Here is a 17531-nt window from a genome sequence, read left to right as displayed (position 1 = left end):
CGCCGCGATGAAGGCGACCAGGCCGCGCACGCGCCGCCGCGGGCCGCCCCAGGCGCTCATCGCCAGGCCGCCGGCGAACAGGCCGGAGCCGCCGGCGAACATGAGCGCGCCCAGCAGGGCGGCCGAGCCGAAGGACAGGATCAGCGGCTGGACCAGCACGCCCGCCATGCCGAAGAACAGGTTGTAGGCGGCCAGCAGCCCGACCAGCCAGAGCAGCCCCCGCCTGGCCCGCAGGAACCTCAGCCCGAAGGCCAGGTCGCGCAGCCACGGCTCGACCGGCGTGCCCCCGCCCGGCCTGGTCACCTCGCGCGGCAGCGGCACGAGATGGAGCACGAGCCGGGAGACGGCGAACGTCACCAGGTCGATCACCACCACGCCGGTCAGGCCCACGCCCACCAGCAGGGCGCCGGCGAGCAGCGGCGCGGCGATGCGGACGGCGTCGGCCACCTGCAGCATGCCGTTGGCCCGGCCGAGCTGCTCCTTCGGCACGAGCAGCGGCACCATCGAGTGGTAGGCGGCCATCTGCGCCGTGCCGAACACCGCGCTGACCGCGGTGACCAGGTAGACGTGCCAGACCTGGAGCTCGCCCAGCGCGAGCAGCAGGGCCAGCGCTCCGGTGGCCAGCGCGGCCCCCAGGTCGGCCCCCATCATCAGCCTGCGCCGGTCCCAGCGGTCCGCCAGCGAGCCGGCGAGCGGCGAGAACAGCACCTCGGGCAGCACCGCGCAGAGCGTGATGGTCACGAACTGGGTGGCCGAGCCGGTCCGCTGGAAGACCCACACGCCGAGGACGAAGCCCGTGACGCTGGAGGTGACGATGGACAGCAGCTGGGACGACCAGATGGCGAGGAACGCTCTAGGCACGGCCGCCTCCCGGCAGGATTCCGGCGTCGATCAGGTGGGTCAGGCAGGCGCCGAGCAGGTCGGGGGCGGGTGGGCAGACGAGCCCGGCGCCGGCCAGCAGGGTCTCGGTGGCGCCGCAGTCGAAGCTCGGGCCGCGCTCGTCGCCGTACTCGGCCAGGAAGGCGGGGAACGGGGCGAGTGGGAGGCTCTCGCCCTCCGCGAGCCGGCGGCGCACCTCGGCGCGCCATTCGTGACCGGGCGCCAGCCGTACCGGGATCCCGTGCTCGGCGAGTCCGGCGGCGACGTCGGCCGAGCCGAGTGTGCGCGGGTTGTGGTAGTGGAAGTCGCCCTCCGCCCGGCACCTGGCGAGGTGGCCGATGGCGGCGGCCACGTGGTCGACGGGCGCCATGTCGAGGCGCTCCCCGTCGGGCACCGAGCCGAGCAGCGCGCAGGTGGCGAAGAACCTGGCGAGGAAGTCGTCCTCGGCCTGCCTGCCGGTGCGGCTGTGGCCGGAGATCCGCGCCGGGCGGTGGATCGCCACGGCCAGCCCGGCCTCGCGAGCCCCCGTGGCGAGCCGGTCGGCCACCCACTTGCTCTGGTCGTAGCCGAGGTGCAGGCGGTCCGGGTCGGGAAGCGGGTCGCCCTCCCGGACCAGCCGCTCGCCCGGCGTCAGGTACACGCCGAGGGTCGAGACCAGGTGGACGGGGGTGGCGGCGCGGGCGGCCAGCCGCAGCACCGCGAGCGTGCCGTCCACGTTGGCGGCCTTGAGCCTGCTGTACGGGCGGGTGAAGTCGACCAGGCCGCCGTTGTGCAGGATCAGGTCGAGGTCGGCGGGCGGCTCGGGCAGCGGCCTGGTCAGGTCGCCGGGCTCGGGGACGATGCGCGGGGCGAAGCCGTCCTGCCAGAGGCCGCGCGATTCGAGGGCGCGCCGGATGCGCTCGCCCGGCCGCTCGCCCCTGACCAGGCAGTGCACGGTGGCCTCGGAGTTCGCCAGGAGGTCGGCCAGCAGGTGGGCGCCGAGGAACCCCGTCGCGCCGGTGAGGAGGATCCGCCGCAGCGGCCCCCGCCTCGGGGTGCGCGTGACGGTGAAGTCGCCGGGCAGGGTGGCGTCCTCGCGCAGGTCCGGCCGTGCCGCGGGGGCACGGCCGTCGATGGCGGCGGCCAGCTCGGCCAGGTCCGCGCAGGCGAAGAACGCGGCGAGCGGAACGCTGACGCCCGTCTCCTCGGCCAGCCTGGCGACCGTGCGCGGCGTGAGCAGGGAGTGCCCGCCGAGGTCGAAGAAGTTGTCGCGCCGCCCGGCCCGCGCGCCCAGCACCTCCTCCCAGACGGCGGCGACCCGCCGCTCGGTCGGGGTCCGCGGGCCCTCGTACGGCGACGCCTCCGGCTCCGGCACCGGCAACGCCCGGTGGTCCACCTTGCCGTGCGGGGTCAGCGGCAGGGCGTCCAGCATGACGACGGCGGCGGGCGCCATGGCGAAGGGCAGCCGGTCCGCGAGGAAGGCCCTCAGCCCGGCCGCCGTCAGCGGCGTGCCGACGATGTAGGCGACCAGGCGGCCCGCGGACGCTGCGACCACCGCCTCCTTGACGCCGGGGTGGGCGAGGCAGGCGGCCTCCACCTCGCCGGGTTCGATCCGGACGCCGTTCACCTTGAGCTGCCTGTCGGCGCGGCCGAGGAAGTCCAGGGTTCCGTCGGCCCGGCGGCGCACCAGGTCGCCCGTGGCGTACATGGTGGAGCCCGGCGCGAACGGGTCGGGGCGGAAACGCGCGGCGGTCAGCTCGGGCTGCCCGAGATACCCCATGGCCACGCACTCACCGCCGAGGTGGAGCTCGCCCGGCACCCCTATCGGCGCCGGGAGCCCCCGCCGGTCGGGGTGCCGGTCCAGCACGTACGCGCGCACGTGCGGCAGCGGCGTGCCGATCGGCAGGTGCGTGCGGTCCCCCAGCTCGGCCCCGTCCACCGTCCGGTACACGGTGGCGCAGACCGTGGCCTCGGTGGGGCCGTAGTGGTTGTAGAAGGCGACCCTGCCACCGGTGAGCCGGGCCCAGGTCCGCAGCCGGTCGGCGGGGACGCTCTCGCCGCCGACCATCATCGTGGTCAGCGGCCCCACGTCCACCCGGCCGTCCGCCGCGAGGTCCTCGACCCACTGCTGCCAGAGGGCGGAGGCGGTGTCGACCATGGTGACGCCGAGCTCGCGGCACAGGCTCAGGACTTCCCGGCCGTCCAGCGAGGCGGGGTCGGGGTGTAGGACGAGCGCGGCGCCGCTGATGAGCGCGGGGAAGATGTCGCCGGCCGAGGCGTCGAAGCTCAGCGGCGGCACCATGAGCACCCGCTCCCCCGGGCCGAACCCGTGGGCGTCGCGGAACGAGGCCGCCAGCCTCGCGACGGTCCGGTGGCCCACCACGACGCCCTTCGGCGTGCCGGTCGAACCCGAGGTGTAGATCACGTACGCGGCTCCGTCCACGACGGCGCCGCCGGGCAGCCGCGTGACGCCGTCCTCGTCGATGGCCGCGGCGCAGCCGTCCAGCATGGCCTGCCTCCTGGCGGGCGGCTGGGCCGGGTCGACGGGCACGTAGGCGGCGCCGGCCTTGAGGACGGCGAGCAGCGCGACCATGGCTTCCGGGCTCGCCTTCATGCAGAGGGCCACCAGGCTGCCGGGGGCCACATCCAGCTCGCGGGCCAGCTCGCCGGCGCGCCGGTCGAGCTCGGCGTAGGTGAGGACGCCGCCGCCGGTCACGACGGCGGGCGCGCCGGGCGTCCGCGCGGCCTGCTCCGCGATCAACCGGTCCAGCCAGTCCGGGGGCTCCTGGAGGTCCAGCGGGTCCGGCGGATCCGGCAGCACGATCGCCAGCTCGTCCGGCGGGAGCATCCGCAGCTCGGACAGGCGGGCGTGCGGCCGCTCCACCATCTCCTCCAGCAGCCGCCGCAGATGGCCGGCCATCCGCTCGGCGGTCGCCCGCTCGAACAGATCGGTGCTGTAGGTGACGATGAACTGCAGGTGCGTCTGGTAGACGACCACGTCCACCGCCAGGTCCGACTTGGCGGGCGCCAGCCCCGACACCACGGGGCTCCGCTCCAGCCCCGCCAGCCGCAGCGAGTCGGCCACCTCGTCCAGCCCCTCGCCCGGGTTGTCCAGGTTGAGGATGGCCTGGAACAGGGGCGCCTGGTCGCCGGTCACCCGGAGCCCGGCGACGACCTCGTCGAACGGCACCCCGCTGCGCATGAACGCCCGCAGCACCCGCCGGCGCACCCGCTTGACCAGCTCCCGCACCGAGGGGTCGCCGTCCAGGTCGGCGCGGACCGCGAGGGTGTTCACGAAGAGGCCGACGACCTGCTCGAACTCCTCCTCGTCGCGCCCTGCGACGGGCGTGCCCACGCAGAAGTCGTCCTGGCCCGTGTAGCGCGACAGCAGCGCCTGGTAGGCGGCCATCACGACCATGAACGGCGTGCACCGTTCGGCCCTGGCCAGTTCCTCGACCCGCCGCCACAGCTCATGCGGCATGCGGTGGATGACCAGGCCGCCTTCGCCGGTGGGCGTGGCGGGGCGCGGACGGTCGGCGGGCAGCTCCAGCGCGGGCACCCCGGCCAGCTCGGCCCGCCAGAAGTCGAGGTCGCCGGCGTGGTCCTGTTCGCGCGTGCTCAGCGCGTACGCCGAGTAGGCGGGGGCCTGGCCGGCCGGCGGCGCCGGCGTTCCGCCGGCGAAGGCGTCGTAGAGGGCCGAGAGCTCGGGGAAGACGATCCGCTCCAGCGACCACGCGTCGCAGACGATGTGGTGCACGACCATGAGCAGAACGTGCTCCAGCGGCCCGGCGCGCAGCAGGCTCACCCTCATGAGCGGCCCCTCCGCGAGGTCGAAGGGCCGGTTGGAGCGCTCGCCCAGCAGCTCCGGCAGGCGGTCCTCGGTGGTGTCGGCCCGTTCCAGGCGGACCGGGCCCGCCGGCCGTACGACGCCGGTGGGGACGCCGTCGATCTCCGGGAAGACCGTGCGCAGCGCCTCGTGGCGGGCGACCAGCTCGGTGAACGCCCGTTCCAGCGCGGCGGCGTCGAGCGGCCCGGTGAACCGCTCCGCGACCGCGATGTTGTACGAGGCGCCGCCCCCGGAGAGCCGGTCGACGAACCACAGGCGCTCCTGGGCTCTCGACATGACCGCGGTATCGCTCCGTGCCACCCGCATCCTGACCGTCCCCCTGGACCGCGGAACTTGACTGGGAGGTTGACAAAATAACTCTTAGGAAAGTTTCCTATTAATTAGGCGGTTTGATGCTATACACAGGTGCCGACCGCAGACAAGGACCTCGCGGCACAAGATCCGGCACGGACACGAGGAGCTGCCATGACCACCACGAACACCCCCAGTCCCGTGCTGGCCGCGCTCGCCGAGGCCGTGCTGCAACCGGGATTCAAGGGCACAACCCTTCCGGAATGGGTACGAAGACGCCTCGGGACCGGCCTTGGTGGCATCGCCCTCTACTCCCGGAACCTCGTACAAAAGAGTCAAATATCGGCCCTTACGGCTGCTATTCGGGCAGAGAATCCGGACGCCCTCATCGCGCTCGACGAGGAGGGCGGGGACGTCACCCGCCTGGAGGCCTTCACCGGCAGCTCCCGCCCCGGCAACCTGGCGCTCGGCGCCGCCGACGACCCGGCACTCACCCGCGTGGTCGCCGAGGGCATCGGCCGCGACCTGGCGGCGGCGGGGATCAACCTCAACTACGCGCCCGTCGTCGACATCGACTCCGACCTGGACAACCCCGTGGTCGGCACCCGGAGCTTCGGCGCCGACCCCGCGCTCGTCGCCCGCCACACGGCCGCGTGGGTGACGGGCCTCCAGTCGGCCGGCGTCGCGGGCTGCGCCAAGCACTTCCCGGGCCACGGGGCCACCGCCGTCGACTCGCACGACGAACTGCCGACCATCACCTGTTCGGCGGAGGAGCTCGCCGCCACCGCCCTGCTCCCCTACCGGGCCGCCATCGCCGCCGGCGTGCGGGCCGTCATGACCGGCCACCTGCTCGTGCCCGCGTACGACGCCTCTTCGCCGGCCACGACCAGCCACCGCCTCATGATCGGCCTGCTCCGCGAGGAGCTCGGCTTCGACGGCCTCATCGTCACCGACGGGATCGAGATGCCGGCCGTCTCACTGCGCTACGGGCTGGGCGGCACGGCCGTCCGCGCGCTCGCCGCCGGAGCCGACGCGATCTGCGTCGGCGGCGAGAACGCCACGCCCGGAGTCGTCGGCCTGATCCGCAACGCCATCGTCGCCGCCGTCGCGGACGGAACCCTCCCGGAGGAGCGCCTCGCGGAAGCCGCCGACCGCGTACGCGCCCTCGCCCGCTGGGCGGCCACCCGGCCCCCGGCCCCCACCACCCCCGTCCCGGAGGCCACTGACGCCGCGTGGCTCGCCGCCCGGCGGGCGTTGCGCGTGACCGTCAACCAGCAGCTCACGGCGATCGGGCCACCTCACGTGGTGGAGCTCGACGCCCCCACCAACCTGGCCGTCGACCCGGCCACCCCCTGGGGGCTCGCCACCCCGCTCGCGGCGCTCCTCCCCGGGACGACCTCCGTACGGCTGGCCGACCCCGGCGTGGGGGAGCTGGCGGAGGCCGCCGACGCGGGCGGGGACCGGCTCCTGGTGGTCGTCGCCCGCACGGCCTACCGGCACGCCTGGGTGCCCGCCGCCACCGACCTGCTGCTCGCCCGCCGCCCCGACGCCGTCGTGGTCGAGCTGGGCGTGCCGGGCAAGGAGCGTCCCGGTGCCGTGCACGTGGCGACGTCCGGCGGGAGCACGCTTTGCTGCCAGGTCGCCGCCGAGTCCATCGCCGAGCTCATCACAGGAGTCACATGAGTCACACTCATCACACACATCACAGGCTGAAGGACCTCAGGCCACCGGCCGTACACCTCAGGAGCTGAAGAGCCCCTCGCGGGCCATGTTCAGGGCGGCGAGGACGGCGCCGCGCAGCACCTGGTTGCCCTCCACGGTGCTGGTGGCCACCTGGGGCCGCACCGGGCAGATGCGGGCCACCGCCTCCTCCACCCGGGAGGTCAGCGCCCGGCCTCCCGCGTGCCCCACCTCGCCGCCGAGCACGACCAGGCCGGGGTCGAGGATCACGCAGACCGCGGCCACGCCCAGGGCCAGCCGGTGCGCGAGCTCGTCGAGCAGCGGCTCGCCCCGCGCGCCGGCGGCCACCGCGATCTCCACGCACTCCCCGGCGCTCGCGGCCTGGAAGCCGTGGTCCTGGGCGAGCTCCGCCACCGCCTCGGCGCTGACCAGCGACTGCAGGCCGCCCGCCAGCGAGGGCAGCCGCCCCGGTGTGGTGCGGATGTCCTCGGGCAGCGGCACGCCGGGCACGGCGAGGTAGCCGATCTCACCCGCGCTCCCCGAACGCCCGCGGTGCAGCTTGCCGCCCAGCATGACGGCCAGGCCGAGCCCGCGGCTCGCCCACAGCAGCACGAAGTCGTCGAGCCCGCTGGCGGCCCCGTCGACGCGTTCGGCGATGGCGGCCAGGTTGACGTCGTTCTCGATCGTCACCTCGCGCTTGAGCTCGCCGGCCAGCGCCTCGTGGCTGCCCTCGTGCCAGCCCGGCAGGTCGAAGGCGTAGCGGACGTCGCCGCTGCGCGGGTCGACCACGCCGGGCGTGCCGATCACCACTCCGCGCAGCTTGCCGACGCTCACCTTGGCGCTGCGGCAGGCTTTCATGATCGCGCCGTGGAGCACCGGGACCAGGTCGTCGTGGCCGTTCGGATCGAACGTCACCTCGGCCACCGTGCGGCCGTTGATGTCGGCGACCGCCGCCGAGACCAGCTCCGGCCCCACCTCCAGCCCGGCCACGTAGGCGCTGGACGGGATCACGGAATAGAGCGCGGCGTTGGGGCCGCGCCCACCGGCCTGCGTGCCCACCACCTCGACCAGCCCGCGCTCCTCCAGCCGCGCCAGCGTCTGAGAGGCGGTGACCTTGGACAGACCGGTCAGGTCGCCGATCTGCCCCCGAGTCATCGGACCGGTGGCGAGCAGCAACTCCAGCGCGGCCCGGTCGTTGATCTCCCTGAGAAGTCTGGGCACACCAGGGCGTCGCTCCACGCTCAATCCCACCGTCTAATCGAAAAGGTTGTTGGAAGTTTAGCGCTCCTCAGCGCCTAATCACCGCAGGTGAACCCGAGGATCTGCTTCGAATCCCGTCGCCTCGCCCTGCGGGACCGCCGGTTGGAGCGTCCACGTGGCCCGCGGGACCGCTCCCCCCGTCCAGCCATATGGATCCGCGTATGAAGCAGCACGGACAGTGACACCAGACATCGGCGCGAGAGGCGCACGAAACGTCACGAACAGCCATCCCCGCAGGCCCCGCCCTTGCCGGAGACCCGATGACCGGCATGTTGTGCCGCCCTCGCGCCTAACCACTGTTGACCAGGAGGGATAATCGACAACATGCGCCTTTCCGCTCGTGTCGACTACGCCCTCCGCGCGGCCGCCGAACTCGCCGCGGCCGGTACCGGCCCGACCACCGTGGGCGAGCTCGCCAAGGAGCAGGACATGCCGCCCAAATACCTTGAGAACATCCTGCTGCAGATGCGCCGGGCCGGCCTCGTGCGCGGTCAGCGAGGCCCAGAGGGCGGCTACGTGCTGGCCAGGCCCCCCGGTGAGATCTCCCTGGCCGACGTGATCAGGGCAGTCGACGGGCCGCTGGCGAACGTCCGGGGCGAACGCCCGGAGCACGTCGGCTACCGCGGCCCCGCGGAGTCGCTCCAGCAGGTGTGGATCGCCCTGCGCGCCACCGAACGGTCCATCCTGGAGGAGGTCACGCTGGAGCAGGTAGCGACAGGTTCGCTGCCCGACCGCATCCGGCAGCTCGCCTCCGACCCCGCCGCCTGGGACTGACCACCTCCGCCGGGCGCTACCGGCGTTTTCCTAGACTGGTTGGCATGCCGGAAGGCGACGCCGTCTACCGCACCGCCACCAGGCTGCGGCAGGCGCTCGACGGGCGCGTGCTCACGCGCTCCGACTTCCGCGTGCCCCGCCACGCCACGGCCGACCTCACCGGCCGGGTGGTCCTCACGACCGTGTCGCGGGGCAAGCACCTGCTCACGCGCGTGGAGGGCGGGCTGACGGTGCACACGCACCTGCGCATGGACGGAAGCTGGCGCGTCACGGCCGCGAGAGACGCCTCCGGCCGTCCCGCGGCCCCGCGCGACCCCCGTCACGCCCCCGCCGCCTCGGACGACGCGACACGCGGGCCCACCACCCCGGACGACACGACAGGCCGGTACGCCATCCCGGACGACACGACAGGCCGGTACGCCATCCCGGAGGGCGCGTGGCGGCGGTCCCGTGCTCGGGGAGGGGGGAGCCCCTACCGCGACGGGGGCGGGCGCTCGGTGGGGCCCGGTGACGTGGTCAGGCTCGTCCTGGCCAACGCGGACTGGGAGGCCGTGGGCGTGAGGCTGGGAATGGTCGACCTGCTCGAGACCGCCGACGAGGCCCGCGTGGTGGGTCACCTCGGGCCCGACCTGCTCGGCGAGGACTGGGACCCGGCCGAGGCCGTGCGGCGGCTGCGGGAGGATCCGGGCAGGACGATCGGCGACGCGCTGCTCGACCAGCGCAACCTGGCCGGCATCGGCACGATCTATCGCGCCGAGACCCTCTTTCTGCGCGGGATCTGGCCGTGGCGGAAGGTCGGGGACATCGAGGACCTGGAGGGCGTCGTCACGCTGGCGCACCGGCTCCTGGACGCCAACAAGACGTGGGCGGGCACCGTGACCACAGGAGATCGCCGTCCCGCCGCCCAGACCTGGGTCTACGGCAGGGCAGGCCGGCCATGTCGCCGATGCGGCACGCGCATCAGCCGAGGGGAGATGGGAGCGCGGTCACAGGAGCGGCTGGTCCTGTGGTGCGCGGGCTGTCAGCCGCCTTAGGCCGCCACCATGTCCTTGACTTCGGGGAACACGGAGTCAGAGATCGACCCCGGCACCGACTCGGCAAGGGGGATGCGCTCGTGCTCCGGCGCGTCGGCGAGCACAGGGGCCGCCTGCAGCTCGGCCAGCGCGAACTGGTCGGAGACCTCACGCAGCACCTGTGAGAGCGGCACTCCGAGCGCGCCGCAAATGGACGCCAGCAGCTCGGAGGACGCCTCTTTCTGCCCGCGCTCCACCTCGGACAGGTAGCCGAGTGAGACGCGCGCCAGCGTGGACACCTCGCGGAGAGTGCGCCCCTGCCGCACGCGCAACCGTCTCAGCACGTCACCGAGCAGCTGACGCAGCAAAATCATCTGTCGCTCCCTCCCCGGCGTGGATGTCTTCACCACGCTCCGCGCGATCGGGTCGTGCCGCCCATCCTTCTTCTTAGCTTCGTACATGCTCCTCGCCGTCATCATCGGGCGCCGCCGTCGCCCCTGGCCCGCCGCTCGTGGCTTCTCTCGCGACACATCAGGCCCGTCTGCCGGGCGCTCGCTGCTTGCAGTTGGCTCACGGACCTCACTCACAGCTCCACCGTACCTGCATCCACCGACACGGCGTCAGACCGTGCCTGGCATGTTCGCTCGGGACGTAACACGGTAATCACCCGAAATGTTCCCCCTTGTTCGCCTTCAGCACACCTGTCAGTAGATCGACTGCCTCGTCCACCGTCTTTACCCTGATACGTTCACGCGACCCCTGAAGTCTCAGATCACGCGCCCAAATTTCTCCGCCGGGCCCGCTGACCGCCACGTGCACGGTGCCGACCGGCTTGCCGTCCTGCGGCTCCGGCCCCGCCACCCCGGTCACGGCCAGCCCGTACGTCGCCTCGCACAGCCGCGCCACCCCGGCGGCCATCGCCGCCGCGACCTGCGGGTGCACGGCCCCCTCCCGCCGCAGGAGATCAACGGGTACGGCCAGCAGGGCCTGCTTGAGATCCGTGGCGTAGGCGATGACCCCGCCCCTGAACGCCTTCGACGAGCCCGAGACGGAGGTGAACGCCGCCCCGATCAGCCCGCCGGTCAGCGACTCGGCCACCGCGACCGTCGCAGACCGCCCGACCAGCAGGGAGATCGCCTCAGCGGCCCGCGCCATGTTCGCTCCCCCGCCACTCGTCGAATGTGTGTGAGATCTCTCTACTCCCCGCGCACCTGCCGCGCCACCTTCCGGAGCTTGACGGCTCGGACCACGTAGTCGACGCCCGTGCCCACGGTCACGACCAGGGCGGCGCCCATCATGATCCAGCGCAGCGGGTCGGGCACGCCGGGCAGGATGTAGAGGACGATGGCGGCGATCTGCAGCACGGTCTTGACCTTGCCGCCGTAGCTCGCCGGGATCACGGCGCGCCGGATCAGCATGAGCCGCAGCAGGGTGATGCCCAGTTCGCGGCCCAGGATCACGATCGTCACCCACCACGGCAGCTCGCCCAGGATCGACAGCGACACCAGGGCCGCGCCGGTGAGCGCCTTGTCGGCGATCGGGTCGGCGATCTTGCCGAAGTCGGTGATCAGCCCGTAGCGCCTGGCGAGCTCACCGTCGAGGTGGTCGGTGATCGACGCCACGGCGAACACCGCCAGGGCGGCCAGGCGCCAGCCCGTGCCCGGCAGGAAGAGGCAGACGACGAAGAACGGGACGAGCGCCAACCGGAGGACCGTGAGGATGTTGGCGACGTTCCACGGGCTCACCACACGACGCTCGTCCCTGGTCATGGACCGGCCTTGATGCGCGCGATCAGGTCGACGCCCTCGGCGTCGACCACGACGGCGCGCACGATCTGGCCCCGGACCAGGCCGATGCCCTGGACCGTGACGGACCCGTCGACCTCGGGACCCTGGTGCGCGGCCCGGCCCTCGTATCCGCCGTCGCCCAGGTCGTCGTCGACGAGCACGTCGACCTCGGTGCCGATGCGCTCCTCCGCGCGCTGCGCCGTCAGCTCCTCGGCCAGCTCGGTCAGGACGCGCACCCGCTCGTCGATGAGCTCCTGGTCGAGCTTGCCGTCGAAGCCGGCCGCCTCGGTGCCGTCCTCGTCGGAGTAGCCGAACACCCCGATCACGTCGAGCCTGGCCTGCTCCAGGAAGCCGACCAGCTCGCCGAACTCCTCCTCGCTCTCGCCGGGGAACCCGACGATGAAGTTGGAGCGCACGCCCGCCTCGGGAGCGCGCTCGCGGATGGACTCCAGCAGCCCCAGGAAGCGCTCCGGATCGCCGAAGCGGCGCATCCGGCGCAGCACGGGACCGCTGGCGTGCTGGAACGACAGGTCGAAGTAGGGGGCGACGCCCTCGCTGCCCGCGATCACGTCGATCAGGCCCGGCCTCAGCTCGGCCGGCTGGAGGTAGCTGGCGCGCACCCGGTCGATGCCCTCCACGGCGGCCAGCCGCGGCAGCAGCTTCTCCAGGGCCCGGAGGTCGCCCAGGTCCTTGCCGTAGGAGGTGGAGTTCTCGCTGACCAGGACGAGCTCGCGGACGCCCCTGGCGGCAAGCCAGTCGGCCTCCGCCAGCAGTTCCTCGGGATCTCGCGAGACATAGGCGCCGCGGAAGGCCGGGATCGCGCAGAACGTGCAGCGCCGGTCGCAGCCCGAGGCCAGCTTGAGCGAGGCGACGGGGCTCTCGTCGAGCCGTTTGCGCAGCACCCGCGGGCCGCTGGCGGGCGCCAGCCCCTCCGGCAGGTCGCCGTGGCCGGGGATGCTCGCCTTGGGGGCACCGGCACGGTCCACCGGCGAAATGGGGAGCAAGGTGCGGCGGTCGCGCGGCGTGTGCGGCTTGAGCGGCCGGCCAGCGAGCACGTCGTCGAGCCGGCCGCCGATCTCCGCGTAGTCGTCGAACGAGATGACCGCGCTGGCCTCGGGGAGCGCCTCGGCCAGCTCGTTGCCGTAGCGCTCGGCCATGCAGCCGGCGGCGACCACCTTGGCCCCGGAGTCGGCGGCGGCGAGCAGCGTGTCGATCGAGTCCTTCTTCGCCGAATCGATGAAGCCGCACGTGTTGACGACGACGACGTCGGGGTCGTCGTCGCCCAGCTGCCAACCGGCAGCCTCAAGTCGCGCGGCCAGCTCCTCGGAGTCGACCTCGTTACGGGCGCAGCCCAGCGTGATCAGCGATGCGGTTCGGCGGGATGACATGGTGCACACTACGGTACTGGGAGTTGGCCACCGCCGGACGCACCGGCTACCGCGCTTGGGGCTTTGGCGGCCCGAACGAGCGTCGCACGACCTCGCCGCTGCCGCCCGGCCGCCCCAGGTTCTTGCCGTTGACCTGCAGCGACACGGCGCTCCCGTCGCCGATCAGGAGATTGATCCGCTTCGGCGCCCGCCACGTGGAGCTCTTGCCCGCCTCCAGCGTGCCGGCGAACAACCTGTGGCCCTCGGCGTCGCGGACGTTGAGGTAGGCGGCGCGGTCGGCCGTGACCTTGACCACGACCTGGCCCTTGACGCGGGAGGCCGCCTTGCCGCGGGCCGCCCCCTGCGCCGGCGCGCTCGGGACCGCCGACGCCTGCTGCACGCCGGCCGAGCGCACCTTCTCCGGCGTGCCGCCCATCACCCTGGCCACGCCGAAGACCACCACGATGGCCAGCGCGACCCCCAGCGCCATCGTCCAGTTGGGGCCGCGGCGCTCGGACAGCTTGATCTTGCGGTCGGCCTGGAACACGGCGGCGGCCCGCACCGGCGGCGGCGCGCCGCCGTGCTGCTCGTCGTAGAGGTGGACCATGGCCTCGGGATCGAGGCCGACCGCCTTGGCCAGGGCCTTGATGTGCCCTCGCTCGTAGAAGTCGCCACCGCACTGCGAGAAGTCGTCACGCTCGATCGCGTAGATGAGCGCCTCACGAATGCGGGTGACCGCGCTCAGCTGCGCGACCGTCATGCCGGCCGCCGACCTGGCCGCCGCCAGCCTGGCTCCTATGCTCTGCTCCTCCACGACACACGCCTCCCAGCCCCCGACGATGCGTAGTTAGTCATATTCAACCAGTAATCGTCGGGCGGGCGTGCATCGGGGTCATTCGCCACGCAAGTCGGCCAGCAGCGCAGGCAGATCGTCCGGTTTCACCAGCACCTCGCGCGCCTTGGAGCCCTCGCTCGGGCCGACCACCTCGCGGCTCTCCAGCAGGTCCATCAGCCGGCCCGCCTTGGCGAAGCCGACCCGGAGCTTGCGCTGCAGCATCGAGGTCGAGCCGAACTGGGTCGTCACGATCAGCTCGGCGGCCTGGACGAGCAGGTCGAGGTCGTCGCCGATCTCCTCGTCGATCTCCCGCTTGGCGGAGGCGGTCGCGGTCACGTCGGGCCGGTATTCGGCCTGCATCTGCGTCTTGCAGTGCGTGACGATCTCGTTGATCTCCTTCTCCGAGACGAACGCGTTCTGGATGCGGATGGGCTTGCTGGCGCCCATCGGCAGGAACAGCGCGTCGCCCTGGCCGACCAGCTTGTCGGCGCCGGGCTGGTCGAGGATGACCCGCGAGTCGGTGAGCGAGGAGACGGCGAACGCCAGCCGGGAGGGCACGTTCGCCTTGATCAGGCCGGTGACCACGTCGACGGAGGGCCGCTGCGTGGCGATGACCAGGTGGATTCCCGCGGCGCGGGCGAGCTGGGTGATGCGGACGATCGAGTCCTCGACGTCGCGCGGGGCGACCATCATCAGGTCGGCCAGTTCGTCCACGATGACGAGCAGGTACGGGTAGGGCTGGTAGACCCGCTCGCTGCCCGGCGGCGGCTGCAGCTTGCCCGCGCGCACGGCCTTGTTGAACTCGTCCACGTGCCTGAACCCGCTGGCGGCCAGGTCGTCGTAGCGCCGGTCCATCTCGCCCACCACCCATTCGAGGGCCTCGGCGGCCTTCTTCGGGTTGGTGATGATGGGCGTGATGAGGTGCGGGATGCCCTCGTAGACCGACAGCTCCACGCGCTTGGGGTCGACGAGCACCATCCGCACCTCGTCGGGCGTGGCGCGCATGAGGATCGAGGTGATCAGCCCGTTGACGCAGACCGACTTGCCGGCGCCCGTGGCGCCCGCGATCAGCAGGTGGGGCATCTTGGCGAGGTTGGCCACGATCGTGCGCCCCTCGACGTCCTTGCCCAGCCCCACGATCATCGGGTGGTGGTCGGCCTGGGCCACCTGCGACCTGAGCACGTCGCCCAGTGCCACCAGGTCCTTGTCGGCGTTCGGGATCTCCACCCCGATGGCCGACTTGCCGGGGATCGGGGACAGGATCCGCACATCGGCCGACTTCACGGCGTACGCGATGTTCTTGGTGAGCGCCGTGACCTTCTCCACCTTGACCGCGGGCCCCAGCTCGATCTCGTAGCGGGTCACCGTCGGCCCGCGGGTGAACCCGATCACCTGCGCGTCGATGGTGAACTGCTCAAGCACGCTGGTCAGCGCGTTGACCACGACGGTGTTGGCCTTGGTCTGCGGCTTGGGCGCGCTGCCCGGCTTGAGGAACTGCAGGTCGGGCAGGCTGTACGGCCCGGCCTGCGGCGAGAGGACGAGCTGCTCGACCTTGCGCGGCGCGGGCGTGGGCTGCGGCGGCTCCTGCTTCTTGACCGGCGCCGGGGCGGACGCCTCCTGGTCCTCCTCCACCAGGCCGGGCACGATCTCCGGCGAGTGGTCGGCGCGCTTGTCCTGCTCGGACAGCACCGGCGTGTCGTACGGCTTGACCAGGTCGCCGCCCTCGGGCCCGCCCGGCTTCTTCGGCCTGGCCCGCTTCCTGGCCTGCTGATCGCCCGGCTCGGCCGCGGGGGCGTGCCGCTCGAACAGCATGTGCCTGAGCTCCGCCAGCCGTTCGGGGATCCGGTGGATCGGCGTGGCCGTGATCACCAGCACGCCGAAGCCGGACAGCATGAGCAGCAGCGGGATCGTGATCCATGACGGCAGGATGCTCATCGGCGGCGCCGAGACGATGAACCCGATGAGGCCGCCCGCCTGCGAGACCCGGTCCATGCCGTCGTTGGCGGTGCCCGCGGGGTTGGGGTAGGGGACGTCGTTGGCCACGTGGATCACCCCGAGCACGCCGACCAGCAGCGCGCTCCAGCCGATCACCATGCGCCCGGTGTCGGCGTTCTGGTCGGGGTGGCGCAGGTAGCGCCAGGCAAGCAGGCCCAGCAGCAGCGGCAGGGCCCACGCCAGCGACCCGAACACGCCCCTCACGACGGCGTTGACCACGGTCGAGACCGCGCCCTCCGAGGTGCGCCAGGTCATCGCGGCGAGCACGATGGCGCCCGCGAGCACGGTCAGGCCGACGCCGTCGCGCCGGTGGGCGGGGTCGAGGTCGCGGGCGTTCTTGCCGAGCGCGCGCGCCGCGCTGCCGATGCCGTTGGCGAGCAGCATCCAGAGCCCCACGACCAGCTTGCCGATCATCGTGAAGACCCAGCTGATCGGGTCCTGGTGGGTCATGGACGGCTTGCGGCCCGGCGCGGACCCCTTGGCCCTCGGGCGCGCCGACGACGTGGATCCCCGCTTGGCGGGGGGCGTACGAGGCGAGGCCGACCGCTTCGCCGGCCCCTTCGGTGCGCTTTTCGGCGTACGGGTGGCCATGATGCCAAAGGTACGTCGGAGACACGGCCGGACGCACGAGGCTCGCCGGTGCCGGCGGCGAACGCCGCCCGGCGGCGCCGGGACTCCGGCCTCGCGGCACGCGCCGGGAGTCCCAGCTTCGGGCCTTCTCGGCAACTGGAGGTGCTGGCCCGGCGGGTTCTGCCACTCTGAAGAGTAACCGCACAGCAACGCCGAGTGATGTTCTGGGACGCATGGTGCACACGACTCGCGTGTCGAGCAGGGCCTTCGACGGCACGCCGCACGCCCCCGCCGCCGCCCGGCGGTTCGTCCGCCGGGTGCTCGCCGAATGGCGGCTCGACCACCTGGCCGAGGACGCCGTGCTGCTGACCGGCGAGCTGGTCACCAACGCGGTGGTGCACGCGGGCACGGGCCTTGAGGTGACCTGCTGCCTCGACCCGCACGCGGTCCCGCCCGCGCTGGAGATCGAGGTGGACGACCACCGCCCGGCACTGACGATCAAGGCTCCGGGAGGCGGCCTCACGCTGGCCGGGATGCTCGCCGACGGGTGGGGCGTCACCTACACGGGCACCGCCAAGCGGGTCTGGGTGCGCATGGAGCTGCCCGACGGCACGCAGGCGCCGGAGGCCGGGCCGGGCCGGGCGGCGGCGCCGGTCGAGTCCCTGCACGTGGGGGTGGTCGTGACCGGCGCGGACGGCCGCGTCGTGTCGTGGAACCCGGAGGCCGAGGCGCTGCTCGGATGGCCGCCGGAGCAGGCGGTGGGCAGGCCGCTGGCGGAGCTGGTCGCCTGGCAGGACGGTCATGGGGGCGGCTCGCGAGGGCTGTCGCTGGCCGACACGCTGCGCCTGGGCCGCTGGCGGGGCGAGTCGCGGATGCGGCGGCCCGACGGGAGGCTCGTCCCGGTCTACGTCTCGCACGTGCGCGCGGAGGGCGCTGCCGGGGAGGGGTGCTCGGTCTGGGTGGTGGTGGGCGGCGACCACAGATACGTGCTGGCCACGCCCTCCGCGCCGCTCGGGCGGGAGACGGCCGGGCGCATCAAGGACCTGCTCGGCCACGACAGGCCGCTGGCCGAGCTGCTCGACACGATCGCCCAGATCGTCCACCTGGCCGCGGGCGGTGACGCCTCCTACGTCCTCCTGCGCGAGGGCGACCGGGATCGGACCGGCGGCGCGGGCCGGACGGGGCCCACCGGCACGGACAGGGGTCGCACGGAGCCCGCGGACCCGGGCGGGGGCAGCACGGAGCCCGCGGGCC

Annotated in this window: 13 protein-coding genes; 4 read left to right on the top strand and 9 right to left on the bottom strand. The window is 72.9% G+C overall.

Going from position 1 to position 17531, the window contains the following annotated elements; all coding sequences use genetic code 11:
- Together DQW85_RS19045 and DQW85_RS19040 are read right to left on the bottom strand one after the other, a co-directional pair.
- Nucleotides 1-861 (bottom strand): MFS transporter (locus tag DQW85_RS19045; protein WP_113701652.1); only part of this gene is annotated, 861 nt, incomplete at its 3' end.
- Nucleotides 854-4981: a non-ribosomal peptide synthetase gene (locus DQW85_RS19040; protein ID WP_162795111.1), complete on the bottom strand. Its 4128-nt coding sequence runs from the start codon at nucleotides 4979-4981 to the stop codon at nucleotides 854-856. The genes DQW85_RS19040 and DQW85_RS19045, both read right to left, overlap by 8 nt.
- A 189-nt stretch (nucleotides 4982-5170) precedes the next feature.
- On the opposite strand from DQW85_RS19040, the gene DQW85_RS19035 reads away from it, so the two are divergent.
- A complete protein-coding gene (locus tag DQW85_RS19035; RefSeq protein ID WP_113701650.1) occupies nucleotides 5171-6679 on the top strand; it encodes a glycoside hydrolase family 3 protein in 1509 nt (502 codons plus the stop codon).
- Nucleotides 6680-6736: 57 nt separating this feature from the next.
- On the opposite strand, the gene DQW85_RS19030 is transcribed toward DQW85_RS19035, so the two are convergent.
- Nucleotides 6737-7915 (bottom strand): ROK family transcriptional regulator, encoded by a 1179-nt coding sequence (locus DQW85_RS19030; protein ID WP_113701649.1) that lies wholly within the window; start codon nucleotides 7913-7915, stop codon nucleotides 6737-6739.
- A gap of 345 nt (nucleotides 7916-8260) precedes the next feature.
- Here DQW85_RS19030 and DQW85_RS19025 point away from each other — a divergent pair, with 345 nt between their 5' ends.
- Nucleotides 8261-8710: an RrF2 family transcriptional regulator gene (locus DQW85_RS19025; protein WP_113701648.1), complete on the top strand. Its 450-nt coding sequence runs from the start codon at nucleotides 8261-8263 to the stop codon at nucleotides 8708-8710.
- Between the two features lie 44 nt (nucleotides 8711-8754).
- On the top strand, nucleotides 8755-9744 hold the full coding sequence (locus tag DQW85_RS46915; RefSeq protein ID WP_240197276.1) for a DNA-formamidopyrimidine glycosylase family protein: 990 nt from the start codon (nucleotides 8755-8757) through the stop codon (nucleotides 9742-9744).
- Here the strand turns inward: DQW85_RS46915 and DQW85_RS19010 are convergent.
- The 6 genes from DQW85_RS19010 to DQW85_RS18985 all read right to left on the bottom strand — a co-directional run bounded on the left by DQW85_RS19010 (nucleotide 9741) and on the right by DQW85_RS18985 (nucleotide 16298).
- Nucleotides 9741-10097, bottom strand: coding sequence for a helix-turn-helix domain-containing protein (locus DQW85_RS19010; RefSeq protein WP_113701653.1), 357 nt, complete (start codon nucleotides 10095-10097; stop codon nucleotides 9741-9743). The two genes, DQW85_RS46915 and DQW85_RS19010, sit on opposite strands and share 4 nt — an antisense overlap.
- 289 nt (nucleotides 10098-10386) lie before the next feature.
- Nucleotides 10387-10878, bottom strand: coding sequence for a CinA family protein (locus DQW85_RS19005; RefSeq protein ID WP_113701647.1), 492 nt, complete (start codon nucleotides 10876-10878; stop codon nucleotides 10387-10389).
- 41 nt (nucleotides 10879-10919) lie between these two features.
- Nucleotides 10920-11492, bottom strand: a complete 573-nt coding sequence (pgsA, locus tag DQW85_RS19000) for a CDP-diacylglycerol--glycerol-3-phosphate 3-phosphatidyltransferase (RefSeq protein ID WP_113701646.1) — start codon at nucleotides 11490-11492, stop codon at nucleotides 10920-10922.
- Nucleotides 11489-12898: a 30S ribosomal protein S12 methylthiotransferase RimO gene (gene rimO / locus DQW85_RS18995; protein ID WP_113701645.1), complete on the bottom strand. Its 1410-nt coding sequence runs from the start codon at nucleotides 12896-12898 to the stop codon at nucleotides 11489-11491. Before rimO ends, pgsA begins: the two co-directional genes overlap by 4 nt.
- A gap of 46 nt (nucleotides 12899-12944) precedes the next feature.
- Nucleotides 12945-13691 carry a helix-turn-helix domain-containing protein gene (locus DQW85_RS18990; protein ID WP_113701644.1) on the bottom strand — a complete coding sequence of 249 codons (747 nt, stop codon included), beginning with the start codon at nucleotides 13689-13691 and terminating at the stop codon, nucleotides 12945-12947.
- Nucleotides 13692-13769: 78 nt separating this feature from the next.
- On the bottom strand, nucleotides 13770-16298 hold the full coding sequence (locus DQW85_RS18985) for a DNA translocase FtsK (protein ID WP_113701643.1): 2529 nt from the start codon (nucleotides 16296-16298) through the stop codon (nucleotides 13770-13772).
- Nucleotides 16299-16510: 212 nt separating this feature from the next.
- Between DQW85_RS18985 and DQW85_RS18980 the strand changes: the two genes are divergently transcribed.
- On the top strand, nucleotides 16511-17531 hold a 1021-nt coding region (locus DQW85_RS18980), incomplete at its 3' end, for a PAS domain-containing protein (RefSeq protein WP_113701642.1).

Origin of the sequence: Nonomuraea lactucae (assembly GCF_003313395.1) — a bacterium.
GTDB lineage: Bacteria > Actinomycetota > Actinomycetes > Streptosporangiales > Streptosporangiaceae > Nonomuraea > Nonomuraea lactucae.
This window is presented reverse-complemented; position numbering and strand designations above follow the sequence as displayed.